Below are 26074 nucleotides of genomic sequence, written 5' to 3'. Positions count from 1 at the left end.
CCTATCCGCCCGCGGGCTCCTGGGCCCGGTCTGGCGGACACAGGAAGGGTGGGCCCTCCCGCCCGGCGTGATAGGCGTAGCGCTGTCCGGCCACCTCGAGGACAACCCGATAGCCGGGGGTGAGGACTTGGGCATACATCCGTCCGGGCTCCGGACACCCCAAGCTGGTGTCCGGCCAAGTCACCGCCCGGGCCTCGATCACCCGGATCTTCTCTTCCGGTACGCCTATGCGGGCGGCCAGGTCTTTCCGGGCCTGCTCGATTCGCCCCTCCAGTTCGGGTTCCATAGGGGATCCTCCCGAAGCGCCCTGTGCCGGTGTGGGTTGATGCGGCGCGGGAAGGGGGGAGAATCCTTCCAGCGGGGAAACCGCGGGGCGAGCCGGCGCGCACGCCCCGAGCACCCCCATGAGCACCCCCGCGATCCGGATCCAATGCCCTTGTCCCATCCTCATCGAACACCTCCTGGGAGCATATGGGAATGGTTGGCTCTTAGGAGCCGATGACTTCTCTTAAGAAGACGTTTCCCAGGAGGCGAGGGTTCCCTTTCGTCCGGCTCAGTCGTCATCCCGCGTGAGGCGGAGATATTTCTCGGCCAGGTCCGGGAACTCCTCCTTCTCTCCACGCGCCAGTTCCTCTAGGAACGAGGCGTCATAATCACGGGTCCGCACCACCACCGGCATGGGCACCGCGTGGCCCAGCAGCAGGGCTTGCTGTTTGGTCTCCAGGCGGGCCAGCACCTCACGCAGCCGGGAGGCCCCAGAGATCCCAGAAAGGGCAGCGCGCACATCTTCCTCATGGTCCAGCAGGCACAGCACCCGCGTGCCGATCTGGGAGAGCACCTCGCTGTCGATCCGGCTGGGCCGCTGGTCGACAATCAGCAACGTGACGTTATACTTGCGCAATTCCCGGGCGATGGTCCCGAACACGGTGTGCTCAGCGATGCCGGGCTGCAGAAACTTGTGCGCTTCCTCGACGACGATCACCAGATGCGGCGGTTCCCGACTGGAATCCCCCAGAGCAGCCTCCTTGCGGCGGACGTATTCCGCATGAATGCGACGGGTCAGGTAGTTGGCCACCAGCACATAGGCTGCCATATCGTTCCCATAGCGCCCGAATTCGAGCACCACGCTCTGGCCCTCGAGGATCCGGGAGAGGATCGCCTGGGCCACGTCCTCAGAGGCCTGGGGGACTAGAAACCGGAACCGATGAAAGAGGCCCAGTTTGCGCTGGAGGGCGCCCAGGGTGCCGCTGGTGATCAGATCCCGCCCCACCAGCTCCGCCAGAGGATCGGTCTTCGTTTCCTCCTCGTTTTCGTTCTCCCCCGCGAGCTCTCGATCCTCCTCCAGCAGGATCCGCAGCCAGTCCCGGCCCAGCCGGCGCCGCAGGCTATACATGGCGCCGATCTGGACCTCGTTCAGGCCGATGACGCCGCCCAGGAGCTCGACATCCTCCGGTTCGATCTGGTCGTAGCCGATGCGAACGATGAGATCATACCGGCTGCTCCGTCGCCGGGAGGACTCCTCGTCAAGGGTGGCGATGGCCACTCGGGAAAAGCACCCGGGCAATTGCTTCAGGCCCGCGACATGGCCTCCCTCCCCCGGGGCGCTCCATCCGTATTCGTTGTGCATGTCGAAGATCAGGGCCACAGAGGTATTGTGGTAGATCACCCCGGCCAGCAGCAGCCGGGTCAGGAAGGTCTTCCCTGTCCCACTCTTCCCGAACACGCCACTTGAGCGCTCGACGAAGCGATCCAGGTTGAGGGGGATTCGCACCCCCGGCATATCCAGGGGCTCCCCGATCACGAAATACCGCTCCTCCCGCCCCTTCACCCGGGGCCGGAAGATGGCATGGACGTCTTCCTCCGTTGCTTCATAGACCGGAGAGAAATGCGCGGGAACGGTTTTAACGGGCCGCGGAAGGGGATCATTTTCCTCCAAAACCAACATGGGCTGGACATGGATCTGGCCGAAGACCCCGATGCCGACCATCATCTCCCGGATCAGCGGGTCCTCAGGATCCGGAGGCATGCGAGCGAGGTCCGGGTTGACACTGTCCAGACGGATATCGGTGATCATCCCGAAGAAGCGCCGCCGGTATCCCTGGATCACTACGTAGCGGCCCACCGCCAGACCCTCGATGGCGATGCGAGGATCCAGCTTGACCACTAATCCCTCGGAGAGGGAACCACCGATCACCCGCCCCAGCCGGCGCGCCTCCATCGCGGGTGGAGCGGACCATATTCCCCGCGTCGCCGCTCGTTCCGAAGCCATAAAGAGCCTCCTATCCTCTGATGATGGGCCTTCCGCAGGGGCCTTTTCCTGTCGGCTTCCAGGATCGTGCGATCCCCCGAGGGGCCCAGTCTGCCTCTCAGGCTCAACCGGGCGCTTCTACCGCCATCCGGATCCGGCGCAGCACCTGCCCGAGGCGCGTGGGCTCATCGGCCAGCAGTCGCACCAGCTCCTGACCAACCTGGATCAGGAAGTCCCGCTGATGGGGTCCAGGCCGGATAGCGGCAGCGGCCCGGACGACCGCTGCGAGCACATCATCGGAGGCCTCGCGGGCCTCTACCAGGGTGCGGATGAAATCCGGCTGCTCGGTGAATCGCTGGATCTGGGCGGGCAGACAGGTGTAAACCGGCTCCAGCAGGGCCGGTGGCTGATGGGGAACGCCATAATATATAAAGCGGTCCCGCATGTAACCCAGCGTGAGCACCCCGATCTGAACGGGGATGTTGCGGTTCTCGATCATGTCCTGCTGGATCTCCTGAGGTGGGACGTCCTGAAGCGCGACCATGCGGGTGAGCTCATCGCCCTCGAGGATCAGATCGTAAATGATACCGATGATGGTTGTCTCTCCCCGGGCGGTCTGGACAAAGGAACCGAAAGCCGGGATATCCTCAGCGGTCAACCGACAGCCCACCAGAAAGGTGCGGGCACTGGATTCGATCACCCGTCCGATGAATGCGGGACCTGCGGATGGATTCGAACGACCCTGTGGGATGGCCATCTCGGGCTCCGGCTTCAAAGTCTCTGGCGTTGCGCCGTTGGTCTCCTCATCATGGGATGATGAGACGAAGCACCACGTATTATCCGCCCAGCCACTCCTTTTGACGGGCCTTGGCGGAGATAGAGATGGGAAGGCCGCGCCGGAGGAGGGCCTCCTGGATCATCCCTTCCAGTTGCTTTCGCTCTTCCGGGCGGATGCGGGCCAGCTCATGGGCCCGGGTGAGCAGATACGGATAAGGGGCTTCCGCCAGGATGCGACACTGATCCCAGATCGCCCGGTGGAGCCGATCCAGGCGAGCCCGATCCCGGGCCACCCACTCCGGGATTTCCACGCGGGCGAGATGGGGGCGGTCTTCCGTTCCCACATTGAGATAGAAGAACAGGAGGCGATGCCCTTCGCGATCCAGGTGATCGTTGATCGGCCATGTTGGGGCGAAGAGGGCCGAGCGCTCACCCGGCTTCAGCAGCTCGGCAAAGAGGGCCCGATCTCGCAACTGCCCAAACGGGTAGTTGGCCACCTTCTCCCGGGAGATCTCGCGCGGATCCAGAAGCCCCAGGGCCAGCAAGCGCAGCACCGCGTGGCCTGTGGGCCGATCCACGTATCCGGCGATGGCGCCCCCCGTCTCCTTCGCGGATTCCAGGGCTCCAATGGCGCGTTGGAAGAGCTCTCGATATCGTTCCGCAGAGACTGCCGCGAAGGGTTCGCCCCGGGCCAGGGCCCAGGGAAGCAGCAGGCCGTCCGCCAGCCCCACCGGTGGGCCGAAGGCATCATCGGCCCACCGGGCCATCGCCGCCGCCAGCTGCTCCAGCTCCTGGATGTCCCGCTCGGCCTCCAGGTCGTTCAGGGCGCGCATCTCCCCCTCCTCAGTGAAAAGCTCTTCCTCTCGGTACCAAAACACGAGATGGTGCCAGGTGTGAGGGGGGGCGCCCGAGCCGTGGCGCATCTCGATCAAACCGATGTTCAGAACAAAGTAGGGAATGACCCCGTGGCGATCCGGATAGATCTGAGAGCCGTCGGCCGCGATGACCCGCGCCTGGGGCTGTTCAGCGGGGAGGGGGAATCGGGCGGCGAGAGGCTCCCCCCAGGGGATCGCCCCGCGCCATCCTGCCTGCAGGGCTTCGTGCGCCATCCGCTGCAGGCGCTCCAGATCGTCAGAGAATCGATGGAGCAGGCTCAGGGCATATCGGAGCGTCGGCGGATGCATGCGCAAGCGATCCCTGGCGTAATCCGCCATCGCCTGTACGTGCCGTCTTACCTCCCGCCAGTCCAGCATTGTAAACCCCCTCGCCCAGGGAAGGCGTTTCCCCGGCCCCCACCGGACCAGGCTTTCACCCTCTATCATTATAGTCATGAACTCGGACCTCGCGCGGCATGTTTCGGCAAGGCTTATGCCGTTCCGATGGGGAAGACATTCGCGTCCCTCCGAAGCGAAGAGATGCAGCCGGACCATCCGTCCCGCCGCTCTGGCTTTCCTCGTTCTCCTGCTTGCGTCGGTTTCCTCTTTGACGGATCCGGCTGGGCTGGGTATAATAAGGGTGCTTCTGCCGCTTCCAGCATCGACCTCGAAAATCACCCATGCGCATCGGAGTTAGAGATTGCGCGACTTGCTACCCGGACATCTCTCCGGATGGATGATGAAAGGGCCCCTCGCCTTCTTTCCGGCGTTTCCCGGCTACGTTTAAGGAAAGCGCGATGCGCACAGGCCGGGGAGCGATTCAGGGCCGTTGTCCCTGAGTTCCGGAGGGCTCCATTCCGGGATAGGTAACAAGGGGCGTGAGGGTGTGAGGAGGGATATGCCGGATCTCCTCGGGGACTGGAGGACGGGATCAGCCCATGGAGGTTTTTGAGGATTTTTCTCTTCTCCTCGCATCCTGTACCCCGGGGAATGGGGGCTCCGGCCACCGGAAGCGCCTACATGCTGTGGCTCTCTGGATCTGATCCTCCAGCGGGTGCGATGTTGGGGCGGTGTCTATCCTCACAATGAGTGGAAAGGCCATGGAACAGACACAGGTTCAGGTTCCTATCCTGGATTTCGATTACATCCATTTGGAATCCAAAACCCTGGATGAGCTCCGGGAGCTGGCCCGGGCGCTGAAGATCCCCAGCTATAGCCGCCTGAAAAAGCAGGATCTGATTATGCGGCTCCTCCAGGCGAAGGCGGAGCAGCAGGGTTATGCCTTCGGTGGGGGGACGCTGGAGATCGTGGAAGATGATGCCCTGGGCACGATCGGGTTTCTCCGGGTGAACCCGAATTTCCTCCCCAGCCCTCAGGATATCTATGTCAGCCAGTCCCAGATCCGCCGTTTCGGCCTGCGCCGGGGCGATTTCGTCGTCGGTCAGATCCGGCCGCCGAAAGAGACGGAGAAATACTTCAGCCTCCTACGGGTGGAAGCCGTCAATGGCCTGGACCCTGAGCAGGCTCGTCTGCGGCCGCGATTCGAGGAGCTCACCCCCATCTTCCCGAATGAGCTCTTCGATCTGGAGACAGATCCGAAGAACCTCACCACCCGTTTGATTAACCTCGTGGCGCCGATCGGCCGGGGGCAGCGGGGCCTGATCGTCTCACCGCCCAAGGCGGGCAAGACCACTGTCCTCAAGCACATCGCCAACGCGATCTCCACCCGTTACCGGGACGTCCATCTCATGGTCGTGCTGGTGGGCGAGCGGCCGGAGGAGGTCACCGATATGGATCGCTCGGTGGAGGCTGAGGTAGTCCACAGCACCTTCGATGAGCCCCCGGAGAACCACATCAAGGTGGCGGAGCTTGCCCTGGAGCGGGCCAAGCGGATGGTAGAAGGGGGCAAGCATGTGGTCATCCTCTTGGATTCCATCACCCGGCTCACACGGGCCTATAACCTGGTGGTGGAACCCAGCGGCCGCACCTGGACGGGCGGTCTGGATCCCGCGGCGCTGTATCCGCCCAAGCGCTTCTTCGGAGCAGCCCGGAACATCGAGAATGGCGGCTCGCTGACCATCTTGGCCACCTGTCTGATCGATACAGGGAGCCGGATGGATGATGTGATCTATGAGGAATTCAAGGGGACCGGCAACTGGGAGTTGCACCTCTCCCGGAAGTTGGCCGAACGTCGGATTTTCCCAGCGATCGACATTGAGCGCTCGGGGACGCGGCGGGAGGAGCTCCTGCTGGATCCGGATGCGCTGGAGAAGGTGTGGTTGATGCGGCGGATGATCGCCCGGATGATGGCCCCGCCGCCCGATGGAGGCGGCTACGACCTGACCCAGGTGATGGAGTCCCTCCTCAACGCCCTGGCGAAAACCCGCAGCAACGCGGAGTTCCTCGCCCGCATCAAGAAGGGAGACTGGAGCTGAGCGTGGCGCATCGGGTCTCCTCGGGTTTTCTCTCCCTTCCCCGGGGCTCTTCGGACCCCGGGGAAGGGGCTATCCCGGGTTCCCGGCTCGAGACCGCCGGTGGTCCGTCTGGCCTGGGAAAGGGCGTCCGGGGATCCATTGGATCACCCCATTCCCTCCACAATGGTGGCCTCCCCCTGACCCACGCCCACGCAGAGGGCAGCCAATCCATAACGTGCCTTCCGCCGGCGCATCTCATAAAGCAGGGTGGTGAGGATGCGGGCCCCGCTGCAACCCAGGGGATGCCCCAGGGCGATGGCCCCACCGTTGACGTTCACTTTGTTGAGATCCAGCCCTAGCAGCTTTATGACGGCCAGGGTCTGGATTGCGAAGGCCTCGTTGATCTCCACCAGGTCGATCTGATCCAGGGTCAGCCCGGCCCGCTCCAGGACCTTGCGGGTGGCCGGGACCGGTCCGTAGCCCATCACCCGCGGGTTCACCCCCACAGCGGCGGAGGCCACCCATCGGGCCATAGGCGTCAGGCCCAGCGCCTGTGCCCTCTCCGCGCTCATCAGGAGCAACGCCGCGGCCCCATCGGCCAGCCCCGAGGAGTTCCCCGCGGTCACCGTCCCCCCCTTCCGGAACACCGGGGGCAGCCGAGAGAGGCGCTCCAGATCCGTATCCAGAACGATCTCCCCATTCTCTACCCGGTAGCGCGGCCCTTCGTCGGTGTCGATGACCAGCGGGGGTTGACCCGGCCGCTCGATGACCACGGGGACGATCTCCTCCCTGAATTTCCCGGAGCGAATGGCCTCCACCGCACGCTGATGCGAGAGGAGGGCGAAGCGGTCCTGCTCCTCGCGGGTGATCTCGGGGTGCTCTGCCGCGATGTTCTCCGCCGTCTCCCCCATGGATTCCAAAGGGAACATGGCCTCCATCCGGGGGTTCGGGAACCGCCATCCCAGCGCTGTATCGTAGACCGTGAAGTTGCCCCGGGGGAAGGGAACGGCCGCCTTGGGCATGACCCAGGGCGCTCGGGTCATGCTCTCCACCCCTCCCGCCACGATCACATCCGCCTCGCCGCACCGGATGGTCCGCGCGGCCAAGTTGACCGCCGTTAGCCCGGAGGCGCAAAGACGGTTCACCGTCATCCCGGCCACATACTCCGGGAAGCCCGCCAACAACAGGGCCATCCGGGCGACATTCCGGTTGTCCTCCCCAGCTTGGTTGGCGCAGCCCATATAGACTTCGTCCACCATCCCTGGGTCGATGCCGGCGCGGCGCACGACCTCGCGGATGACCAGAGCGGCCAGATCATCGGGACGCACGTCTTTTAAGATCCCTCCGTATTTGCCTATGGGCGTGCGCACGGCGGCAACGATCACTACCTCCCGCATCGATCCCTCCTGCCAGGAGTTTTTGTGGTCATCGATCGACCCCCGCCATGCCCAGCGGAGGGGAAGGGGATACCCCAGCCCCGGCTATGGAAGCCGGTTGATGTCGATCCATATCGAGCCCCCCATGATTCGGGCCGGATACGTGGGGAGCGGGGAAGCGCATGGGCCGGCCAGGGGGCGACCGTCCGCCGCGAAACGGCATCCGGCGCACTCCGCCACCAGCACCGGGCCTTCAATCTTCAGCAGGCAGGAAATGCCGGGCGGCTGCATGGGGAACGCCCGGATCTGCTCTCCGGTACGTACCAGGATCAGGGGATAAATCCGGCCGCTTCGGTCCGACAGAGTGATGGGGAAGGGAATCCCTTCGCTCAGACGATCCGGCGGCACGCCGGTATCCAGCCATCGGGGGGTCCAGGGGGCTCCAAAGATCGCCAGCCCAAAGATCCCACAGAGGCCCAGCCCCAGCAGGCTTCCAAAAAGGACAAGGAATACTTTCCCTTTTCGACCTGCCTGGGAGGGCAAACCTTCCTCTTCAACCGGAAAAGGAATACCCTCGCTTCGACCATTCCCTGCCCATGTCATCGTCGAGCTCCACTGCCCCTCCAGATGGTCAGCAGTCCGGGTTTGCGGATAAAAGATGCGGGGAGGAGAAGATCCCTCCCCGCGCCGATTCTTTCAGATGAATTCCGGCCGCTCACGCGCGTCCTTCCACTTCCAGAACCTGCACGCCCCGGTAAGTCCCGCAATACGGACAGACGTGATGGGGGAGGACCCGGTTCTTGCAGCGGGGGCATGGCACCAAATTCGGACGCTGAAGGGCATCGTGCGCCCGACGCATCCCCCGTCGCGTCCGGGTCACCCGGCGCTTCGGCAATGCGCCCATCGAAGATCACCTCCTCCTGAGATGTTGGGCTGGTTCGGTTACACCCATAATGATAAATCAGGGCGGAAAGAACCGCCATCTTCTTCGATCCACCGGACAGGTTCCCGACCGGAAGGACCCCGAGGGGCGAGGGATCCCGGAGGTGGCCTGCGCTTCGTCCCAGGAGCCCGCTGGACGCATCCGGCGCTGATCCGGCATCGCTCTCCGGGTGGGGCATTTTCCCGGGCGCTGCGCTCCGGGGTCTACCGGGGTTGGGGTTGCGCTTGCGATTGGATGGGAGGTGTATGAATATGGGTGGGGAGCAAGCGGGCGGTGGGGCTTGCCAGCCCGGAGTTTGCCGCGGCCGTGACGGTGGATGGGGCTCTCCCGGTTCTCCTCTTCAGAAAACTGGAAAGCCCTGCTCTTCCTGAGCGGCCCGTTGACAGGGTTCGCTGGGTCGGCTAAAATACGCCGTGTCTTTTTCCCAGGGCGCTGGGTTTATCCCCCAGCCGGGGGGTTCTCTCCGGAAGAGCTCCCTGCGGCGTCACGCGGCGGGTGGCCCATGGGGTTGTGAAATCTGGCCCAAGGCCTCTTCTCCCCTCCTGTGACTTTTTGGACGAGGGGGGTATGCTTTCCTGATCGGAGCTCCATAGCACAAGCCCGGTAAACCCTAAGCCAGAGGGATGAGAAGTATGCCCACGATCAACCAGCTGGTCCGCAAGGGCCGCAAGCCGAAAGTTCGGAAAAGCAAGTCCCCTGCCCTGCACTGGGTGTATAACTCCTTGACAGGGGAGCGTTACTGGGATCCGAAGGGGGCTCCACAGCGTCGTGGGGTCTGTGTGGTGGTGCGCACCATGACCCCCAAGAAGCCCAACTCGGCGCTGCGGAAGATTGCCCGGGTTCGCCTCACCAGTGGAGTGGAGGTCACCGCTTACATCCCCGGCGAGGGCCATAATCTCCAGGAGCACTCGGTGGTTCTGGTGCGTGGGGGGCGCGTGAAGGATCTCCCGGGGGTGCGCTATCACATTATCCGGGGCGCCCTGGATGCGGCAGGCGTGGAGAAGCGACGCCAGGGGCGCTCGAAATACGGCGCCAAGCGGCCCAAGGAGCAAAAGGGCCGGTGATGCCTTGTCTTGAGCGAGTGGATCCGCTTTATCCGGCTCGGGGGCGTGGGGGGGCTTTCGGAGTGTGCGCCTTCATGGTCCGAAGTTGCTGGAACTCCTGGGAGGTCAGGGGGCGCCACTGGCCGGGCTTGAGACGACCCAGCGTCACCGGTCCGATGCGGATGCGGATCAGGCGCCGCACCGGATGGCCCAGGCGGGCCGCGATCCGCCGGATCTGGCGCTTTCTTCCTTCCCGCATCTCCACGAGCAACCACGTTTGATTCCCCTCGTAGCGGATGATCTGCACCTTCGCCGGCCGGGTCCTCCGCCCTTCCAGGAAGATGCCCCGTCGCCATCGCTCCAGGGTTTCGGAATCCGGGCGCCCCTCTACCAGGACCTGATAAACTTTCGGGTGCTCATAGCGGGGATGAGTTAAGCGGTGGGCCAGATCCCCATCGTTGATGAGCAAGACCAGCCCCTCACTCCGCGCATCCAGGCGTCCGACGACATAGAGCGGTTTCACCGGTGGAACCAGATCATAAACGCTGGGCTTCCCAGAGCCCGGCATCGGATCCGAGAGCACGCCCCGAGGCTTATAGAGGGCAAAGCCGGTGAGCGGTGGGATCCGGATGCGGCGGCCATCTACCTGGATCTCATCCCGCTCCGGATCCGCGCTCATCCCAAGACGGGCTGGGGTCCCATTCACGGTCACCCTTCCCTGCCGGATCAGCTCTTCACCTTCCCGTCGGGAGCCCAACCCCGCACGGGCCAGGATCTTTTGAAGCCGTTCGCGCATGCTTATCCCCCCAGGATGCGACAGGGCTTTACCTCGTTCAGGGAGAGGGCGTGGTTTTCAGAAGGCTTAATTTCCACGCTAGCATCTTCCCATCATCCGTGCCGCGGATCCGAATCCGTGGCCACACGAAACGGTTCTCCAGGCGCTCATCTGCCCCGTAGACTGTGGTTACCGCACCCCAGAAGGAATGTCCTTCCAGAAACCGAAGCAGGTTCCTGTCATAGCGCGAGGAGGGATAGGCGAAGAAACGCACAGGACGGCCCGTATGGGCTTCGATAGACTGTTTCCCACCGATGATGTGATAGAAGAGAAAGGCATCGTCCCTCCCGCTCAGCGGGACATGCTCGCGCCCATGGAGTTGGATATCCATTCCCGCTTCGCTCATCTGCCGGATCTGTTCCCAGGACAGATAGCGGGGATCTCCCTCATCGGCCCGACCGGTCAGAACAAAGAACGTCCCATGAAAACCGTAGCGCAGGAGCCTGGGGAACGCTTCCTCATAGGCATCCCGGTAGCCATCATCGAAAGTCAGCACCACCGGTTGGGGCGGAAGTGGGCGCCCCTGCGTTAAATAGAGGATCAGATCGCTGAGGGATACCGTCTCATAACCTGCTTGGCGCAGATATTGAAGGTGGGCTTCGAACATGGAGGGCCGCACGGAGAGATCCAGCCGGAAGCGGTCGGCCCCGGCTGGGGGATCCGAGATGTAATGATACATCAGAATGGGCACCCGGAGAGCCCGCGCCTGACCATCGGCATGCGGCAGGGGCTCTTGAAAGAACGGATAGGGCGTCGGAGTGGGCGACCTGGCCGGCGATGGCTTAACGATCGAGGTTTGGGGAGGCGCTGGAGAGTGCCTCGATGCTGCGGTTGTGGAAAGCAGATCGGCCGAGAGGTTTTCCGCGACAGGAGCCGAGAGGGGAGCTTTGGCATAGATAGAAAGCAACCCGCGAGCGGTTCCTATCGGGGCCTCGGTTGCAGGGCGCAGGATCCGCATGGTCAGGGCGATTGGCCCGCCGACAATGATCATCCCCAGGATCAGGGGTATGAACCGCCGTCGCGTTCGCTGCCACTGGGGACCCGTTATCTTTCCCATCGTGAACTTGGATTGGGGCGGAATCGATCAGCGGAGAGCGAAAATCCTCTGGGCACCGCTCATCGATCACATGGGAATCCTGCACGAGCCCCTGGGGCTGCAGGAAGAAACCGTGGCTGATCCTTACTGATCCCCAGGGTTCCTCCACTAAACCTGCGCACCCCGGGGAAGGCCCAGGATGCGGGGACGGAGAAGTGCCCCCGAGGGGATTCGAACCCCTGATCTCCGCCTTGAAAGGGCGGCGTCCTAGGCCACTAGACGACGGGGGCATTGCAGGTTAATTATACCACACGATGCCGTGGTGGTCCCAGAAGGACGTAGGATTTTTCTGGATTCTCCCGAATCCCCCCTTCGGACCGGAATCCGGGAGGCCAAATGGCCTACCGATCCTCCGCTCTGGCCGCAAGGTTATCGATCCACAGGTTCCATGGGGCGGACACCCTCAATGCCCCGGCGCAGCTCCCAGGGATAGATGATGTAGGCATCCGTCACTGCGGCATAGTAGGTTGGGCCGTGGCGGAAGAGCGATTCTCGGGGCTTGTAATGGAGCACCGCAGTTTCCGGATAGCCGCCGGCGGCCTCCACCCGGCTTCGAACGGTGTTGATAGTGCGCCCGCTGGCCCAGACATCGTCCACGACCAGCACTCGACGGCCGCGCAGCAGTTCATCCTCAGGGAACTGAAGGAATGTGGGCCAGGTGAAGAGCTTGACCTGACTTAAGTCCTGGGCGTCCGGAAAACGAACGGCGGCCGTCAGGATGTATTTGATATCCAGGGCCTCTGCGATCATTCCCCCGGGCACGATTCCTCCTCGGGTGATCATGAGCAGGGCATCAAAAGGCCCTCGAAGTTGAGGCAACAGATGATCCATTAAGGCTTCCACATCTCCCCATGAAAGGATTTCTCGCCGCATGATCGCCGCCTCTCCACCTTGGAGGGGATGAAGTTCAAAGCGGGCACTTCCGGGCCATTCTCCGATCCGCAAAGGCGATGCATTGCGGAGGAACTTTCCACTATTTTATTCCCTTCTTTTCTTTGAGGTAGGAGCGGAGAGGGTTTATCTCCCTTTACGGGAAGATCGCCCGCGAGGACATGGGGGGGCGGGCCAGCCAGAGAGGTCAGCTGGCCCGCCCCGGGGGAAAGAGGAGCCATCAGGCATACCGGATGGAAGCCGAAGGGCGCCCGTTCGGCGGTCACGGGGTTCCGCGCTGTGCCTTCTGGAGCAGCGCGGTGGTGAAGACCCGATCGATCTCGACGGGTTGGGTGATGGCATTGTAACGCCGCAGGATCTCATATAGAGCTGCCCACTGTTCTCGGGTTTGCCATCCGATTCCATGGGCTCGGGTGACTTCCGATTCGGCGTCCTTCAGCTCGGTCTCCAGCATGAACCGCATGTGCCCTCGATCCGCCTGCGGCGCGTATTTCAGAACGATGTCCACCGCTTCCTCCGGGTTCATCCGCGCGTCCTCGATCCCCTTTATGGCCGCTCGCAGGAAGCGGATCAGGAGATCTGGATCCCGCTGGATCTGCTCTTCGCTGGTGGCATACGTGAGCCCCAGGGTGGGCACCCCATAGTCCGCGGCATCCCAGATCACCAGCTCATAGCCCATCTGCCGCAGCAGATAGGGCTCGTTGGATTTGAAGAGCGGATACACATCCACCAGCCCCTGAACCAGCACTCGGGGATCGAAGCCGACGTTCACTAGCTCCACCCGGCTTCGATCCACCCCCGCTGCCTCCATGATGGCGAAGAGATCCGGCGGCGGCGTCCCTTTATACCCTACCTTTTTCCCCTCCCAATCCTTCGGCGTTCGCATCCCAGAGGACCTCAGAGCGGCGAAGGCCTGTTGCCCGCGCTGGCCGATGAGGGCGATCGAGACTAAGGGAAGACCCGGATCGGCCCGCCGCTGGAGCAACACCGCGGCGTCCTGCGTGGTCACCTGGACGGCGCCGGCCATCAGAAGCTGGAGATGCTCCCCGCGCCCGGTGGAGTGCTGAATCTCCACATCCAGCCCTTCGGAGAGGAAATACCCTTTCTCTTTGGCGACGTAGACGCCCACAAAGGGGAGGTTGGCCTGGGGCTTGTAGCCGGCCATGAAGACCATATGGCGGAGCGCCACCGTGGGCGTGGCCGTCGGTGTCGGCGTGGCGCAGCCCGCCATTCCCACCACCAGACCTGCGACGAGCACGAGGTGGATCATCCGGCTGATTCGGAGCATCGCCCATACCTCCTTGTGAGATCATCCCGTTGACGCTGCCGGATTCCGATGGGAAGGATGGGAAGGCCTCAACCCTGGAAGAAGGATCGAGCTTCTCGAACATCCTCCTGGTGAAAGCGTGTGCCTTGGCTTATGCGCGCCACCAGGCCACGTGCCGTTCCCCCCAGGCGGCGAGGCCATAACCGGTCAAGCTCATGGCCGCAAGAAGGAACGCCCCGGCGAACAGACGGGGCATATCCAGGTTGGTCTGCGCCAGCCACATCGCCCGCCCCAATCCGCCCGAGGCCCCTGTCCACTCCGCCACCACGGCTCCGATGAAGGCCAGAGGGATGGCGGTTTTCAACGCCGTGAAGGTATACGGCCATGCTGATGGCCATCGCAGATGTCGGAGGATCTCCCAATCCGAGGCATTCCATGCCCGCATGAGCTCCAGGGCGGCTGGATCCACCGCCTGCAGTCCCGTCATCCAGGACACCAGCGCCGGGTAGAAGGTGAGCAGCGCGGTCATCAGAACCTTGGGGATCGGGCCGAAGCCGAACCAGAGGGTGAGGATCGGCGCGATGGCCACCAAGGGGATCGCCTTGAGCAGGAGCACGAGGGGCATCACCGCTCGCTCCAGAGGGGGATAGAAGGTGGAAGCCACTGCCAGCCCCAGCGCGATCCCCATTCCCAGAGCCAGCCCGGCCATTGCTTCCCCCAGGGTCGCCATGGCGGCTTGAAGATAAAGCGCTCGCTCGCTCCAGAGCACTGCGAAGATCCGGGAAGGCGGCGGGACCAGATAGATCGGCACCTGGAAGATTCGAACCGTGAGCTCCCACGCAAGCAACGCTGCCGGCAGCGTGAAGGGCAGCGCGATCCGAAGCCAGCGCCGCGCCGGCTGGGCCGTTCGAAGGATAAGGTGGGCAGAGGCTTGCAGAAGGGCACGAGAGCTCATCGGGTGCCTCCAGCGAGGGCCTGACGGATCCTCTGCGCCCATTCGCCAATCCGTCGCTCATCTTGCCGCGGCCGGGGATCCGGGATGGGAAAGCGGGCCCGGATCCGAGCGGGGCGCCCGGCGAGGACAACCACCTCATCCGCCAGGCGTGCGGCCTCATACAGGTCGTGGGTGACCCACAGGACCGTCGCCCGGAACCGCTGCCAGAGCCGCTCCACTTCCTCTAAGAGCTGCTCGCGGGTCAGGGCATCTAGGGCCGCGAACGGCTCGTCCATCAACCACACCCGCGGGCCCGGGGCCAGGGTCCGGGCCAGGGCCACGCGCTGCTGCATCCCGCCGGAGAGCATATGGGGATAGGCCCGCTCGAACCCGCTCAGGCCAACCAGTCCGATCAGCTCCTGGATGGCGAGGGCCGGTCGGAGCGATCGGCCGTTGACCTCCAGGGCGAGCCGGATGTTGCCTTCCACCGTGCGCCATGGAAGGAGGGCCGGCCCCTGTCCCATCCAGCCGATCCATCGGGCCGCGCGCGCCTCCTCCGGGGAAAAGGTGCCCAGACGGACCTGACCGGCGGTGGGGCGCAGGAGGCCGGCGACGATCCGGAGCAGGGTGGACTTTCCGCACCCGCTGGGCCCCACGATGACGGTGAAGGAGCCGGGAGGGATCTCCAGGTTCAGATCCTTGAAGACCACCCACTCCCCTTGGGGAGTGGGGAATCCCTGATGCACATGCCGGATTTGGATCTCCAGCATTCGGAATGCTCCATGGCGGATCTTCTGGATTCCCTGAAAAGGCCTGCGCAGCGGAGCGCCTGCCGTCGCCCTTACGAAGCCATCAATCCACGCCGTCCTTCCAGGCGCTCCGGAAGGATCCGGAAGGTATCCAGGCCATGACGAAGGGGGGGCCAGTCCACGCCATACCGATGCGTGAGGCGGGTGATCAATCCCTCGGGCCCTTCTGGGAAGGGGACGGGGCGCGCTTCTCCTTCCACCCGAACGCGTCGCAGAGGGGGCCACGGCTCATCGATCAGCATGGTAATCCGTGGGCGGGCCCGTACATATTCGGGCCAGCGGGAGCCGGGGAAGGCGGCAATCCAGATGGCCGGCCGCTCCCATACATACCAGACCGGAACGGCGTAAGGGCGCCCGTCGGTCCGCAAGCCGATCAATCGAGCCACCCATGGCCCTTCCAGGAAAGCGGCGATCTCCGGTGGGCGAAGCGGACGCAGCGGGAGCTCCGGCGGCTCGACGGCGTAGGGCTGGTAGACCGGCGCGCCCAGGCGGAAGGAGAGACGGGCGGCCGCGGCCCGTAGCTTTTCCAAGAGGGCATGGCTCGTTCGGGCAGCAGGCAGGCGCACCGCCAGGGCCGCGGCGGGCCGATAACCATCCGGACAGATCGGCGCCGCGATCTCCAGCAGCGATCCCACCGCGCGGCGGGCGATCCCCTTCCGGCGGATCCGTTCCCAACGCCGGCCGGTCTCGCGATCCGCCAGGAACACCCAGCCGGCCGCGCTTTCGGAGAGCGGAAACTGTTCCCCTACTTCCCAACGGCCGATCAACGGGTAGCGTCCCAGGATGGTTTCCATCACCACGCCTTCATTCCCGACGGGGCGCACTAAGGCAATGCTCTCGGGAAATCCCTGGACCTCCGCCCGGAACAGCTCTCGCAACCTTCGCTCCGGGTGCGCTCGGGCTGCGAGGGTCCACCAGCGCGGGCCCAGGCGGTAGCGCCCCCGGGGGCCACTTTGTTCCAGATACCCGCGGGCCTTCAGCGTGTTGAGCAGCGCAAAGGTCCCGGTGCGGGAGAGGCCCAGGTGTTCCATCAAATCCGAGGGGGAAGCCCCCTCCGGCCGCTCCGCGATCCATTCCAGGATCTGGAGCGCGCGCTCCAGGGCGGGCACGCGATGAATATACGCCACGGCAGGCCTCTCCAGTTGAGCTGGAGTTTATTATACACAATGTAAGTTTGCTATACAAGACTTCAGGAAGGAGTAGAGGGGAGCGTGGCGATCGTCTGGGGACCGGGTCTCTGGCCTCGGGATGGTCGTGGGGCTTCTCGCCCGGGAATGGGCCGGTTCTATGGACACCGCTGGAAATTCTTCAGGTGCTCTTCCTGGGTGCGGGCGAACCAGTGGCTGCCGTCCTTTTTCACGCAGTCCGCCATGAAATAAAAATAATCTGTCTCCGCTGGGCTCAGCACGGCTTCAATGGAGGCCAGGCCCGGGTTGGCAATGGGCCCTGGGGGCAACCCAGGGTATCGATAGGTGTTGTAGGGGGAATCCACCTGTAGGTCGTCCAGGGTCAGGGGGCTCTTCCACCACGTTTTCTGGTCCGCTTGATAACCCAGGGCGTATTGCACCGTGGGATCGGCGTCCAGCTTCATGCCCGCGGCCAGTCGGTTGAGGTAGACGCTGGCGATGAGGGGACGCTCGGCGGGGAGAACGGCCTCCCGCTCCACAATGGAGGCCAGGGTGACCACCTGGTGAAGGGTGAGCCCCCGGGTCCGGGCGGCAGCGATCTTCTCCGGGGTCACCTTACGCCCGAAGTTCTCCAGCATGCGCGCGATAAGGTCTTCAGCTGTGGCGTCTCGGGCGAACCGGTATGTGTCGGGGAACAGGTAGCCTTCCAGGGTCGCTCCGGGCGGCAGGTCGGCGAGGAAGGCGAAGCGGGCACGCCAGCGCGTCCCATCCCGCGCGGCTGTGAGGACCGCAGAGGCGGAAAGATGGGTCTGGGCAGCAACGGCTTCGGCGACCTCCTCCAGGCGCAGGCCCTCCCGAATGCGGACCGTCCACTCCGCCTTGCGGCCCGACCGGAGGGCCTCGGCGACCTGCGGGATGGTCATCGTTTTGCGGAGCGTGTATTCCCCCGCTTGGATCTCCCGATCCAGGCCGTGGTAGCGCACATAGGCCCGGAAGAGGAAAGCATCCCGGATCAAGCCAGCCTCCGCCAGGGCTTGAGCGACCTCGGTCACCGACTGGCCAGGCTGGATGACGAAGAGGACAGGGGCGGGATCATCGCCGGCTGGCCGCTCCAAGTCGCCCCGGCGCAGGAGCAGGTAAAAGCCCAGACCCCAGTCCAGAGGGGAGTTGGAGAGGGCCGGGCCGGGTCCCACGTCCGGGCGCCCGAGGTGGGGGAGGAGGACTGCTCCCAGGGTGCCGCAGAAGAAAGCAGCGGTCCCGAGGGCGAGGAGCCACCGTAAGGTCTGGCGAGGGGGGCGTCGTCGGGCCATTCCGCTCACTCCGAGGAGAGCTCCGGGCCGGCGGCAGCGGCCCGCTGCGCTTCCAGGTAGTCCTGAAGGATCACCGCTGCCGCCTCGGCGTCCAGGGGATCTCGGCGTCGTGCGCCCCGCAGGGCGCGATAGGTGGCCGCGGTGACCGTGGACAGCCGTTCGTCCCACCACACCACCGGGACCGGCAGCTGTCGGGCCAGGGCTTCAGCTTCCCGGCGGACCCACTGGGCCTGAGGCCCTTCCGCTCCGGAGAGGCTACGGGGGAGGCCGATGACGATCGCTTCCACTTCGTGCGCGGCGATCAGGCGGCGCAGGGCCTCCACCACGGCCCGCCGGGAGGTGCGTGGGAGGACGACCAAGGGGCGGGCGATGGTGCGGGTGGGGTCACTGAGGGCGACCCCGATGCGCTTCTCCCCGAGATCCAACGCCATCACCCGTCCCATCCGGCCGACTCCATCGGCAGGGGAGGCTGGGTCGCCTCGCCAGGGTAGGGGAGGCCCAGGTGCTCGTAGGCGCGGCGGGTGAGCACCCGGCCCCGGGGTGTGCGGTCTAAAAAGCCCAGCTGCAGCAGGTAAGGTTCCACTACATCCATGATTGTATCGGGCTCCTCGGAGAGGGCCGCGGCCAGGGTCTCCAGGCCGACAGGGCCGCCGCCGAACTTCTCCGCCATCGTGCGCATCAGCCGCCGGTCCAGCTCGTCCAGCCCCAGAGGGTCTACCTCCATCAGCCGAAGGGCCTCAGCGGCCACCGGCCCGGTGATGACGCCGTCCGCGCGGACTTGGGCGTAATCGCGGACGCGGCGCAGGAGGCGAAGGGCCACGCGGGGAGTGCCGCGGGCGCGGCGCGCGATCTCCCGCACCCCGCTCGCGTCGATCTCTACCCCCAACACGCGGGCGGCGCGGCGGACGATGGTCTCCATCGCCGGCAGATCGTAGAAGTCCAGGCGGAAAATGGCGCCGAAGCGGGCACGCAACGGGGCGGTGAGCAGAGCCAGGCGGGTGGTGGCACCGATGACGGTAAAACGGGGCAAGCTCAGGCGGATGCTGCGGGCGGCCGGACCTTTCCCGATGATGATGTCCAAAGCGAAGTCCTCCATGGCGGGATAGAGGATCTCCTCCACGGCCCGGGGGAGACGGTGGATCTCGTCGATGAAAAGGATCTCGCCCGCCCGCAGGTTAGTGAGGATGGCCGCCAGATCCCCTGCCCGCTCGATGGCCGGGCCGGAGGTGATGCGGATGGGGACTCCCATCTCAGCGGCGATGACGGTGGCCAGGGTGGTCTTGCCCAGGCCGGGGGGGCCGTAGAAGAGCAGGTGATCGAGGGGCTCCCCACGGGCCCGCGCGGCCTCGATCAGGATGCGCAGGTTCTCCTTCACCCGCTCCTGGCCGATGAATTCCTCCAACCGCTGGGGCCGGAGAGCCATCTCCATCGCATGTTCCTCCGATCGCCCGTAGGGGGAGATCGGGCGCTCCGGCCTCCCTGGCTCAGCGGATGGATTTCCAGGCGGTTGCCCTTCCAGCGAATCCTTCCGACGCTTCAACCGGCCGCTCCCACTCTGGGATCTATATCGATTATACTTCCTTCAAGGGATAACGAAGCCATCCCCATAAAGAATCGTTCAGCCCCGCCGTTAAGAGACTATGATTTGGATATCCGTTCGCCTCCGCAGGTTCTGGCGTTCCATCACGCCTGGGCACCTGCTGGCCCTCACCGCGCTGGTGGGGATCTTCGTGTTCGTCAGCACCCACCCCATCCGCCCCCACGATTTTTGGTGGCACCTTGCCGTCGGGCGGGAGATCCTTCAAACCGGTCGCATCCCCACGGTGGACACCTTCTCGTATACCCGGGCCGGCGCGCCGTATCCGTCCTATGCGATGTTCTGGTTGGCTGATGTGTTGATGTATGGGCTTTACGCCTTGGGCGGCCCGGCGCTGAACGTATTCGCTCACAGCCTGTTGATCACGTCCGCCTACGGCTTGATCCTGTGGACGGCATGGGAGGCCAGCGGGCCGCGGGCTGCAGCCCTGGGGATTGTCGTGGCGGCCGCCTTGGGGCTCGACGACTGGAATGTGCGGCCCCAGGCCTTCGCCTTCCTGGCCGGCGCGCTGTTCCTCCGGGGGCTCGCCGGGCTGGAACGCTCCCTGCGCTGGCTCTGGATCTTCCCCGTCGGGATGGCCCTCTGGGTCAACACCCATGGATCTTTTCCGCTCGGCCTGATGCTGATCGGATCGACGCTGGTGGGGAAGGCGCTTGAGGGCGGGATCCCTGAGGGACGCGGGATGTCGGTGCGCCCTTTCCTTCTGGCCTTGGGGCTGACCGTTCTGACCACTGGGCTGAACCCCCAGGGTTTCGGCGTGTATGCGTATTCGATCCATATGGCCCGTCACCCGGTGATCCGGACCCTGGTTCCGGAGTGGGCCCCGCCGGGCCTGGACCGCCACGGGCTACTGTTTTATGCCGCGGTGGCGTTGACGGGGTTGCTGTTGGCGATGCCCCCGCGTCGCCTTTCGCCCCCTCATCTCCTGATCGCCGGGGCGTTCGCCCTGCTGGGGCTCCAGACCTCCCGGGGGGTGGTGTGGTTCGGGATGGTGGCGGCGCCGATCCTCGCGGCGCGGATCCAGGCCCTCTGGCCGGAACGGCCGGAGCGAACTCGGATCCCTGCCCTGAACGGATTGTTCCTGGGATTGCTGGGCGGGATGGTCTTCGCGGCGCTTCCCTGGTTCAAAGCGTGGTGGCCGATGCCTGCCGCCAAGGCCGGGCTGATCTCGAGGGAAACGCCGGTTGCGGCGACGGCCTTCCTGCTTCAGGAACGACCGCCGGGGCCGATGTTCCATGCCCTCTCGTTCGGCAGCTACTTGATCTGGGCGGCCCATCCCGATTATCCGGTGTTCGTGGATACCCGGCTGGAGCTTTATCCGATGGCGATCTGGGAGGATTATCTGGGGATCAGCGTGGCGGCGCCGGACTGGGAGGAGCGGCTGGCTCGCTATGGGGTGTGTCTATTGATGTTGAGCTCGCAGGAGCAACCGGCCCTCGTGGAAGCGGTCGCGCATTCGCCGCGCTGGAAGCGGATGTATCAGGATGAGACGGCCTCTATTTGGCTCAGGAAGGAAGGCGCATGCGGCGGCTCATCGGAATTCCCGACCCCTTAGGGGGTGTGCGAAAAACTCCCGCGGGGCGTCTTCGGTTTCCCGCACGTTCCTAAAGTCTCCAGAGGCCAAGGAGCGCGATGGGCTGGGATCCTGCGGAAGTACTTCAGATAGCGGAAAGGATTCCATGGGTACAGGATCTCCACCTCTATGAAGAGGTGGGTTCCACCAATGATATCGCCCGGGATCTGGGGGAAATGGGGGCCCCGGAGGGCGTGGTGGTGCTGGCTGATGCCCAGCGGGCCGGGCGAGGGCGGGCCGGGCGCTCCTGGTGGACCCCGCCCGGGACGGCGTTGGCCGTTTCGATCCTGGTGCGTCCGCGCCGCCTGCCTGAAGATTGGCCCCAGCTGACGATGATCGCAGGGCTGGCTGCTGTGGAAAGCATAGAGGCGGTTGGCTGTCCCGTGGGCCTGAAATGGCCCAACGACATCATGATCCCTCCGGATCGAAATCGGGAGATCCCCGTGTCCGCCTGGCGGAAGGCCGGTGGGATCCTGGTGGAATCGGCTCCCCCTGCCTTCGCGGTGATTGGGATCGGGATCAATGTGAATACTCCCCTCGCAGCGGCGCCTCCCGAACTCGCCGAGACGATGGGCAGCATCTGCGAGACCATCGGGCATGTGGTCCCTCGGCGGGTCGTGCTGGAAGGCCTATTGCGGGCCTTCGTCCGCCTGTATATCGAATGGAGCGAAGGGGCCAGTGTGCTGGAGCGCTGGGCGGCTCGCCTGATCATGCTGGGCCGCCCGGTCCGGATCCACACTCCCGAGAAGGTCTGGGAGGGGGTTGCCGAATCCGTCGGCCCGGAGGGCGGACTCTGGTTGCGCCTGCCCGATGGACATCGGGAATATTTCCGGGTGGGGGATGTCTCTCTGCGCTGGTGATCAAGGATCATGGCTTCCGTTAGTTATCTTTGCGGAATCCCACCGGACTGACTATAATGGGGGAAAGCCTTTTGCGGAGCCGGCGCGGCGCTCCGCGGTCCAACGATTCGAATCTGCCATCAGGGAGTAGGCTCCGTGATGAACGAAGAGATCCAGCAGGACCGCCCCGAAAGCGCTATGGCCGAGATGGGCGAATGGCTGGAGATGGCCCCTTCCTCCCTTCGGCGGGGGGATATCGTGCAGGGGACGATCGTGCAGATCACCCCGACGCAGATCCTGGTGGATATCGGAATGAAGGCGGAAGGGGTGATCACAGGTCGCGAGCTGGAACGGGTGCCCAAAGAGATCCGGGAGGTCCTGCGAGAGGGAGACGTGATCCAGGTCCAGGTGGTGAATCCCGAGGATCGCAGCGGGAACATCCTGCTTTCCCTCCAACGGGCGCTGATGGAGGAGGACTGGCAGCAAGCCCGGCGGATGATGGAGGAAGGAGAGATCCTGGAGCTCACGGTCAACAGTTATAACAAGGGCGGGCTGGTGGTGAGGGTCGGCCGGCTTCGCGGGTTCATTCCCGCATCCCAGGTGGTTCCGCAGGAGGTGGGGGAGGAAAAACTGCCTGTGGAGCAGCGGCTGAAGCGCCGGGTGGGCCAGAAAATCCATGTCCGGATCATCGAGGTGAATCCGGAGGCCAACCGGTTGATCCTCTCGGAGCGAGCCGCCCAGGAGGAGCTTCGGCGTCGTCAGAAGGAAGAGCTGCTCGCCCGTCTCGAGCCGGGCATGCGCGTGAAAGGGCGCGTGATCAGCCTGACGGACTTTGGAGCGTTCGTCGATCTGGGCGGCGCAGAGGGTCTGATCCATATCAGCGAGCTCTCCTGGCATCGGGTGAACCATCCCCGAGAGGTTCTCTCTGTCGGCCAGGAGGTTGAGGTGGAAGTGATCCGGGTGGATCGGGAGCGGAAACGGATCGCCCTGAGCCGCAAACGGGTGGAGCCGGACCCCTGGCAGCAGGCGGTGGCTCAACTCCGGGAAGGGCAGCTGGTCGAGGCCGTGATCACCCGGCTGACCAATTTCGGAGCCTTCGCGGCGCTGAAGGAGTTCCCGGGCGTGGAGGGCCTGATCCACGTCTCTGAGCTGGCCGAACATCGAGTGCATCATCCCAAAGAGGTGGTTCGGGAAGGGGAAGAGCGGGTGGTGCGCCTGATCCGGATCGATCGGGAGAACCGGCGCCTGGCCCTCAGCTTGCGTCGCGTGGCTTCCCCTGAATACGCGATGCTGGATTGGGAGATGGCCCAGGCCCGCCTGCAAGCGGAGGAAAGGGGGAGCGCGGGGGAATCTTCCTAATCCCCTCGACGGTGGAAGGCTTGGGGAGGGAGTGAGCGGGGCGCTGCAGGCGCCCCGCTTTCTCTATCTCAACCCGAAGCATCGAGCTTAAGGATTCCATGCCAGTGAATGGGGTTTGCGGCCTTTGAGGGGTGGTCGTGGTGCGCTCTGTTGTCTCTCCGACAAATGGTCAACCATGGGATCCCTGAACTAACTGAAAAAGGGGCGACGTGTTATACTAACATCAGAGCCGGCTGCGCGTTCGCCTCTGGAAACTTTGCAGTCGGTTTGGAGGAGGGCGCTGTGTCCAGCAAGCTGGATCGATTTACCCAGCGGGCCAGGCGGGTGCTGGCGTTGGCTCAGGAGGAAGCCGAACGCCTGAACCACACGTACATCGGCACCGAACACCTGCTCCTGGGCCTGGTCAAGGAAGAGAACGGCATCGCCGGCCAGGTGCTCCGACGCCTGGGCGTCACCCCACAGAAGGTGGAGGAAATGGTCCTTCGGATGTCAGGGCCTGGCCGCCGCACCCCCCATAGCAAGCCCGACCTAACGCCCCGCATCCGTCGGGTGATCGAGCTGGCTGTCGATGAGGCCCGACGCATGGGGCATCATTACATTGGCACCGAACATCTCCTCCTCGGGCTGGTCCGCCTGGGTGATGGGATGGCGGTGGATATCCTCAAGAGTCTGGGGCTGTCCCTGGAGCAGATCCGGCGGGAAACCAATCGGGCGATCCAGGAGACGACGGCAGCCGCCCGACCCCGGCGGGAGCGCCCGAAGACGCCGTTGCTCGATCAGCTGGCCATCGACCTGACCGCCCTGGCTGAGGAGGGGAAGCTGGATCCTGTCATCGGACGGGAACAGGAGATCGAGCGGGTGATCCAGATTCTCTCCCGCCGGACCAAGAACAACCCGGCGCTGATCGGGGAACCCGGGGTGGGCAAGACGGCCATCGTGGAGGGGCTGGCCCAGCGCATCGTGGCCGGCGAGGTCCCCGAGCCGCTCCTCAGCAAGCGGGTCCTGCAGCTGGATGTGGCCTCCCTGGTGGCGGGGACGATGTATCGAGGCCAGTTCGAGGAACGGCTGAAGCGGGTGCTGGAGGAGCTCAAGAGCGCCGATTGCATTCTGTTCATCGATGAAATGCATATGCTGGTGGGCGCCGGGGCGGCGGGGAGCGCGGTGGATGCGGCCAACATCCTGAAGCCGGCCCTGGCCCGGGGAGAGATCCAGTGCATCGGCGCCACGACCTTCGATGAGTATCGCAAATACATCGAAAGCGACGCGGCGCTCGAGCGCCGGTTCCAGCCGGTGGTGGTAGAGGAGCCCACGATTGAAGAAACTATTGAGATCCTGCGGGGCATCCGCCATCGCTACGAGGAACACCACAAGTTAACCATCACGGATGAGGCGATCGAGGCGGCTGCCCGGCTCTCCGCGCGCTATATCCCCGAACGCTATCTCCCGGACAAGGCGATCGATCTGATCGATGAGGCGGCAGCTCGGGTGCGGATGTATAAGGCCTCCCGCTGGCCGAGCCTTCAGAAGGTATACACCGAGCTGCGCACGGTGCAGCGCGAGCGGGAGGAAGCCCTGGCCGAACGCCGTTACGAAGACGTGGCCGATCTCAAAGCCCGAGAGGAGGAACTCCAGGCTCAGCTTCAGCAATTGCGGATGCGCAGCGAGACCGAGGAGGGACCTCGGGTCACGGCGGAGGATATCGCCGAGGTGGTCTCCATGTGGACGGGCATCCCGGTCAGCCGCATCGCCGGGGATGAGTCCCAGCGTCTTCTCCAGATGGAGGAGGAGCTTAAGAAGCGCATTGTGGGGCAGGATGAGGCCATCAGCGTGATCTCCCGGGCGGTGCGGCGGGCCCGTGCTGGCCTCAAGGACCCCCGCCGTCCCATCGGCTCCTTCATCTTCCTCGGGCCGACCGGGGTGGGCAAGACCGAGCTCACCAAGGCCCTGGCGGAGTTCCTCTTCGGCTCCGAAGACGCACTGCTCCAACTGGACATGTCGGAGTTCATGGAGCGCCATAACGTCTCCCGCCTGGTAGGAGCGCCCCCTGGTTACGTGGGCTATGAAGACGCCGGTCAGCTCACCGAGTATGTGCGTCGGCGGCCCTATTGCATTGTGGTCTTCGACGAGATCGAAAAGGCCCATCCCGATGTGTTCAACATGCTCCTCCAGATCATGGAGGAAGGCCGGCTGACGGACGCCCGGGGCCGCAAGGTGGACTTCCGCAACACGATCATCATTATGACTTCTAACATCGGCGCGGAGACCATCCGCAAGGCGCACCTGGGCTTCCCCACCCAGAAACAGGAGGAGGTGGACCTGGAGCGGCGCTACCGGGAGATGCGGGAGAAGCTTCTCAATGAGCTGCGCAAGGTCTTCCGGCCGGAGTTCCTGAACCGAGTAGATCAGGTGGTGGTCTTCCGGCCGCTGAGCCGGGAGGACATCCTGAAGATCGTGGACCTGGAGCTGAACAAAGTGGCGGCCCGTCTCCAGGAGCACCGCCTGCGCATCGAGGCCACGCCGGCGGCCAAGGCCTTCCTGGCCGATAGGGGCTACGATCCCGAATACGGCGCGCGGCCGCTGCGCCGGGTGATCCAGAACCTGGTGGAGGACGCCCTCTCAGAGGGGATGCTGGCGGGCCGCTTCGGCCCTGGCGATACGGTGATCATCGACGTGGAGGGCGATCGGCTGACCTTCCGCCCGAAGGGGATCGAGGAGCTGACCCCACCGCCGGCGCTGATCGTGGAAGGATAAGCAGGGGCAT

Annotated in this window: 23 protein-coding genes and 1 tRNA gene; 6 read left to right on the top strand and 18 right to left on the bottom strand. The window is 64.5% G+C overall.

Going from position 1 to position 26074, the window contains the following annotated elements; genetic code table 11:
• Nucleotide 1: 1 nt before the first annotated feature.
• From ACFMO3_RS04895 to ACFMO3_RS04880, 4 genes are all read right to left on the bottom strand, one after another.
• Complete coding sequence (locus ACFMO3_RS04895) at nucleotides 2-286, bottom strand: hypothetical protein (RefSeq protein WP_376789316.1); 285 nt, start codon at nucleotides 284-286, stop codon at nucleotides 2-4.
• A gap of 267 nt (nucleotides 287-553) precedes the next feature.
• On the bottom strand, nucleotides 554-2269 hold the full coding sequence (locus ACFMO3_RS04890; RefSeq protein ID WP_376789315.1) for a helicase HerA domain-containing protein: 1716 nt from the start codon (nucleotides 2267-2269) through the stop codon (nucleotides 554-556).
• 103 nt (nucleotides 2270-2372) lie between these two features.
• The gene (locus ACFMO3_RS04885; protein WP_376789314.1) at nucleotides 2373-3005 is read right to left on the bottom strand and encodes a hypothetical protein; all 633 of its coding nucleotides are present in this window, start codon (nucleotides 3003-3005) and stop codon (nucleotides 2373-2375) included.
• Between the two features lie 79 nt (nucleotides 3006-3084).
• A complete protein-coding gene (locus ACFMO3_RS04880; protein ID WP_376789313.1) occupies nucleotides 3085-4278 on the bottom strand; it encodes a DNA double-strand break repair nuclease NurA in 1194 nt (397 codons plus the stop codon).
• A gap of 722 nt (nucleotides 4279-5000) precedes the next feature.
• Here ACFMO3_RS04880 and rho point away from each other — a divergent pair.
• Entirely contained in the window at nucleotides 5001-6335 is a 1335-nt protein-coding gene (gene rho, locus ACFMO3_RS04875) for a transcription termination factor Rho (protein ID WP_376789312.1), read from the top strand.
• Nucleotides 6336-6478: 143 nt separating this feature from the next.
• Here rho and ACFMO3_RS04870 read toward each other — a convergent pair whose 3' ends face one another.
• The 3 genes from ACFMO3_RS04870 to rpmF all read right to left on the bottom strand — a co-directional run bounded on the left by ACFMO3_RS04870 (nucleotide 6479) and on the right by rpmF (nucleotide 8594).
• Entirely contained in the window at nucleotides 6479-7711 is a 1233-nt protein-coding gene (locus ACFMO3_RS04870) for a thiolase family protein (protein WP_376789311.1), read from the bottom strand.
• An 84-nt stretch (nucleotides 7712-7795) separates the two neighbouring features.
• Nucleotides 7796-8233, bottom strand: a complete 438-nt coding sequence (locus ACFMO3_RS04865; protein ID WP_376789310.1) for a Rieske (2Fe-2S) protein — start codon at nucleotides 8231-8233, stop codon at nucleotides 7796-7798.
• Between the two features lie 172 nt (nucleotides 8234-8405).
• On the bottom strand, nucleotides 8406-8594 hold the full coding sequence (gene rpmF / locus ACFMO3_RS04860; RefSeq protein ID WP_376789309.1) for a 50S ribosomal protein L32: 189 nt from the start codon (nucleotides 8592-8594) through the stop codon (nucleotides 8406-8408).
• 671 nt (nucleotides 8595-9265) lie between these two features.
• Between rpmF and rpsL the strand changes: the two genes are divergently transcribed.
• Nucleotides 9266-9697, top strand: a complete 432-nt coding sequence (rpsL, locus tag ACFMO3_RS04855) for a 30S ribosomal protein S12 (protein WP_322802581.1) — start codon at nucleotides 9266-9268, stop codon at nucleotides 9695-9697.
• A 28-nt stretch (nucleotides 9698-9725) separates the two neighbouring features.
• Here the strand turns inward: rpsL and ACFMO3_RS04850 are convergent, their stop codons facing one another.
• From ACFMO3_RS04850 to ruvB, 11 genes are all read right to left on the bottom strand, one after another.
• Entirely contained in the window at nucleotides 9726-10472 is a 747-nt protein-coding gene (locus tag ACFMO3_RS04850; protein ID WP_376789308.1) for a pseudouridine synthase, read from the bottom strand.
• Between the two features lie 37 nt (nucleotides 10473-10509).
• Nucleotides 10510-11202 (bottom strand): polysaccharide deacetylase family protein, encoded by a 693-nt coding sequence (locus ACFMO3_RS04845; RefSeq protein ID WP_376789307.1) that lies wholly within the window; start codon nucleotides 11200-11202, stop codon nucleotides 10510-10512.
• A gap of 561 nt (nucleotides 11203-11763) precedes the next feature.
• A tRNA-Glu gene (locus ACFMO3_RS04840) sits at nucleotides 11764-11837 on the bottom strand.
• A gap of 139 nt (nucleotides 11838-11976) precedes the next feature.
• Nucleotides 11977-12480, bottom strand: a complete 504-nt coding sequence (locus ACFMO3_RS04835) for a phosphoribosyltransferase (protein ID WP_376789306.1) — start codon at nucleotides 12478-12480, stop codon at nucleotides 11977-11979.
• A 280-nt stretch (nucleotides 12481-12760) separates the two neighbouring features.
• Nucleotides 12761-13786, bottom strand: coding sequence for an ABC transporter substrate-binding protein (locus ACFMO3_RS04830; protein ID WP_376789305.1), 1026 nt, complete (start codon nucleotides 13784-13786; stop codon nucleotides 12761-12763).
• Between the two features lie 130 nt (nucleotides 13787-13916).
• Nucleotides 13917-14720 carry an ABC transporter permease gene (locus ACFMO3_RS04825; protein WP_376789304.1) on the bottom strand — a complete coding sequence of 268 codons (804 nt, stop codon included), beginning with the start codon at nucleotides 14718-14720 and terminating at the stop codon, nucleotides 13917-13919.
• Nucleotides 14717-15469 carry an ABC transporter ATP-binding protein gene (locus ACFMO3_RS04820; protein WP_376789303.1) on the bottom strand — a complete coding sequence of 251 codons (753 nt, stop codon included), beginning with the start codon at nucleotides 15467-15469 and terminating at the stop codon, nucleotides 14717-14719. The genes ACFMO3_RS04825 and ACFMO3_RS04820 overlap by 4 nt, the downstream gene beginning before the upstream one ends.
• Before the next feature lie 71 nt (nucleotides 15470-15540).
• Nucleotides 15541-16635 (bottom strand): helix-turn-helix domain-containing protein, encoded by a 1095-nt coding sequence (locus ACFMO3_RS04815; RefSeq protein WP_376789302.1) that lies wholly within the window; start codon nucleotides 16633-16635, stop codon nucleotides 15541-15543.
• 158 nt (nucleotides 16636-16793) lie between these two features.
• On the bottom strand, nucleotides 16794-17945 hold the full coding sequence (mltG, locus tag ACFMO3_RS04810; RefSeq protein ID WP_376789301.1) for an endolytic transglycosylase MltG: 1152 nt from the start codon (nucleotides 17943-17945) through the stop codon (nucleotides 16794-16796).
• Nucleotides 17946-17950: 5 nt separating this feature from the next.
• Nucleotides 17951-18388, bottom strand: coding sequence for a Holliday junction resolvase RuvX (gene ruvX, locus ACFMO3_RS04805; protein WP_376789300.1), 438 nt, complete (start codon nucleotides 18386-18388; stop codon nucleotides 17951-17953).
• Complete coding sequence (gene ruvB / locus ACFMO3_RS04800; RefSeq protein ID WP_376789299.1) at nucleotides 18376-19374, bottom strand: Holliday junction branch migration DNA helicase RuvB; 999 nt, start codon at nucleotides 19372-19374, stop codon at nucleotides 18376-18378. Before ruvB ends, ruvX begins: the two co-directional genes overlap by 13 nt.
• Nucleotides 19375-19585: 211 nt before the next feature.
• Here ruvB and ACFMO3_RS04795 point away from each other — a divergent pair, with 211 nt between their 5' ends.
• The 4 genes from ACFMO3_RS04795 to ACFMO3_RS04780 all read left to right on the top strand — a co-directional run bounded on the left by ACFMO3_RS04795 (nucleotide 19586) and on the right by ACFMO3_RS04780 (nucleotide 26064).
• On the top strand, nucleotides 19586-21097 hold the full coding sequence (locus ACFMO3_RS04795; RefSeq protein ID WP_376789298.1) for a hypothetical protein: 1512 nt from the start codon (nucleotides 19586-19588) through the stop codon (nucleotides 21095-21097).
• Between the two features lie 77 nt (nucleotides 21098-21174).
• Nucleotides 21175-21975 (top strand): biotin--[acetyl-CoA-carboxylase] ligase, encoded by an 801-nt coding sequence (locus tag ACFMO3_RS04790; RefSeq protein WP_376789297.1) that lies wholly within the window; start codon nucleotides 21175-21177, stop codon nucleotides 21973-21975.
• 138 nt (nucleotides 21976-22113) lie between these two features.
• On the top strand, nucleotides 22114-23313 hold the full coding sequence (locus tag ACFMO3_RS04785) for a 30S ribosomal protein S1 (protein WP_376789296.1): 1200 nt from the start codon (nucleotides 22114-22116) through the stop codon (nucleotides 23311-23313).
• A 282-nt stretch (nucleotides 23314-23595) separates the two neighbouring features.
• Nucleotides 23596-26064 carry an ATP-dependent Clp protease ATP-binding subunit gene (locus tag ACFMO3_RS04780; protein WP_376789295.1) on the top strand — a complete coding sequence of 823 codons (2469 nt, stop codon included), beginning with the start codon at nucleotides 23596-23598 and terminating at the stop codon, nucleotides 26062-26064.
• Nucleotides 26065-26074: the final 10 nt, after the last annotated feature.

Origin of the sequence: Thermoflexus sp. (assembly GCF_042408815.1) — a bacterium.
Taxonomy (GTDB): Bacteria; Chloroflexota; Anaerolineae; order Thermoflexales; family Thermoflexaceae; genus Thermoflexus.
Note: the sequence above shows the minus strand (reverse complement) of the source record. Positions and strands in the feature narration are given on the sequence as shown.

Bases quoted from the DNA above. Each gene is read 5' to 3' on its own strand.
- rpmF (WP_376789309.1), bottom strand. From the start codon at position 8,594: ATGGGCGCATTGCCGAAGCGCCGGGTGACCCGGACGCGACGGGGGATG.
- ACFMO3_RS04790 (WP_376789297.1), top strand. From the start codon at position 21,175: ATGGGCTGGGATCCTGCGGAAGTACTTCAGATAGCGGAAAGGATTCCA.
- ACFMO3_RS04885 (WP_376789314.1), bottom strand. From the start codon at position 3,005: ATGGCCATCCCACAGGGTCGTTCGAATCCATCCGCAGGTCCCGCATTC.
- ACFMO3_RS04835 (WP_376789306.1), bottom strand. From the start codon at position 12,480: ATGCGGCGAGAAATCCTTTCATGGGGAGATGTGGAAGCCTTAATGGAT.
- ACFMO3_RS04785 (WP_376789296.1), top strand. From the start codon at position 22,114: ATGAACGAAGAGATCCAGCAGGACCGCCCCGAAAGCGCTATGGCCGAG.
- ACFMO3_RS04870 (WP_376789311.1), bottom strand. From the start codon at position 7,711: ATGCGGGAGGTAGTGATCGTTGCCGCCGTGCGCACGCCCATAGGCAAA.
- ACFMO3_RS04820 (WP_376789303.1), bottom strand. From the start codon at position 15,469: ATGCTGGAGATCCAAATCCGGCATGTGCATCAGGGATTCCCCACTCCC.
- ACFMO3_RS04890 (WP_376789315.1), bottom strand. From the start codon at position 2,269: ATGGCTTCGGAACGAGCGGCGACGCGGGGAATATGGTCCGCTCCACCC.
- rho (WP_376789312.1), top strand. From the start codon at position 5,001: ATGGAACAGACACAGGTTCAGGTTCCTATCCTGGATTTCGATTACATC.
- ACFMO3_RS04895 (WP_376789316.1), bottom strand. From the start codon at position 286: ATGGAACCCGAACTGGAGGGGCGAATCGAGCAGGCCCGGAAAGACCTG.
- ACFMO3_RS04795 (WP_376789298.1), top strand. From the start codon at position 19,586: ATGATTTGGATATCCGTTCGCCTCCGCAGGTTCTGGCGTTCCATCACG.
- ruvX (WP_376789300.1), bottom strand. From the start codon at position 18,388: ATGGGACGGGTGATGGCGTTGGATCTCGGGGAGAAGCGCATCGGGGTC.
- ruvB (WP_376789299.1), bottom strand. From the start codon at position 19,374: ATGGAGATGGCTCTCCGGCCCCAGCGGTTGGAGGAATTCATCGGCCAG.
- ACFMO3_RS04880 (WP_376789313.1), bottom strand. From the start codon at position 4,278: ATGCTGGACTGGCGGGAGGTAAGACGGCACGTACAGGCGATGGCGGAT.
- mltG (WP_376789301.1), bottom strand. From the start codon at position 17,945: ATGGCCCGACGACGCCCCCCTCGCCAGACCTTACGGTGGCTCCTCGCC.
- ACFMO3_RS04825 (WP_376789304.1), bottom strand. From the start codon at position 14,720: ATGAGCTCTCGTGCCCTTCTGCAAGCCTCTGCCCACCTTATCCTTCGA.
- ACFMO3_RS04830 (WP_376789305.1), bottom strand. From the start codon at position 13,786: ATGCTCCGAATCAGCCGGATGATCCACCTCGTGCTCGTCGCAGGTCTG.
- rpsL (WP_322802581.1), top strand. From the start codon at position 9,266: ATGCCCACGATCAACCAGCTGGTCCGCAAGGGCCGCAAGCCGAAAGTT.
- ACFMO3_RS04850 (WP_376789308.1), bottom strand. From the start codon at position 10,472: ATGCGCGAACGGCTTCAAAAGATCCTGGCCCGTGCGGGGTTGGGCTCC.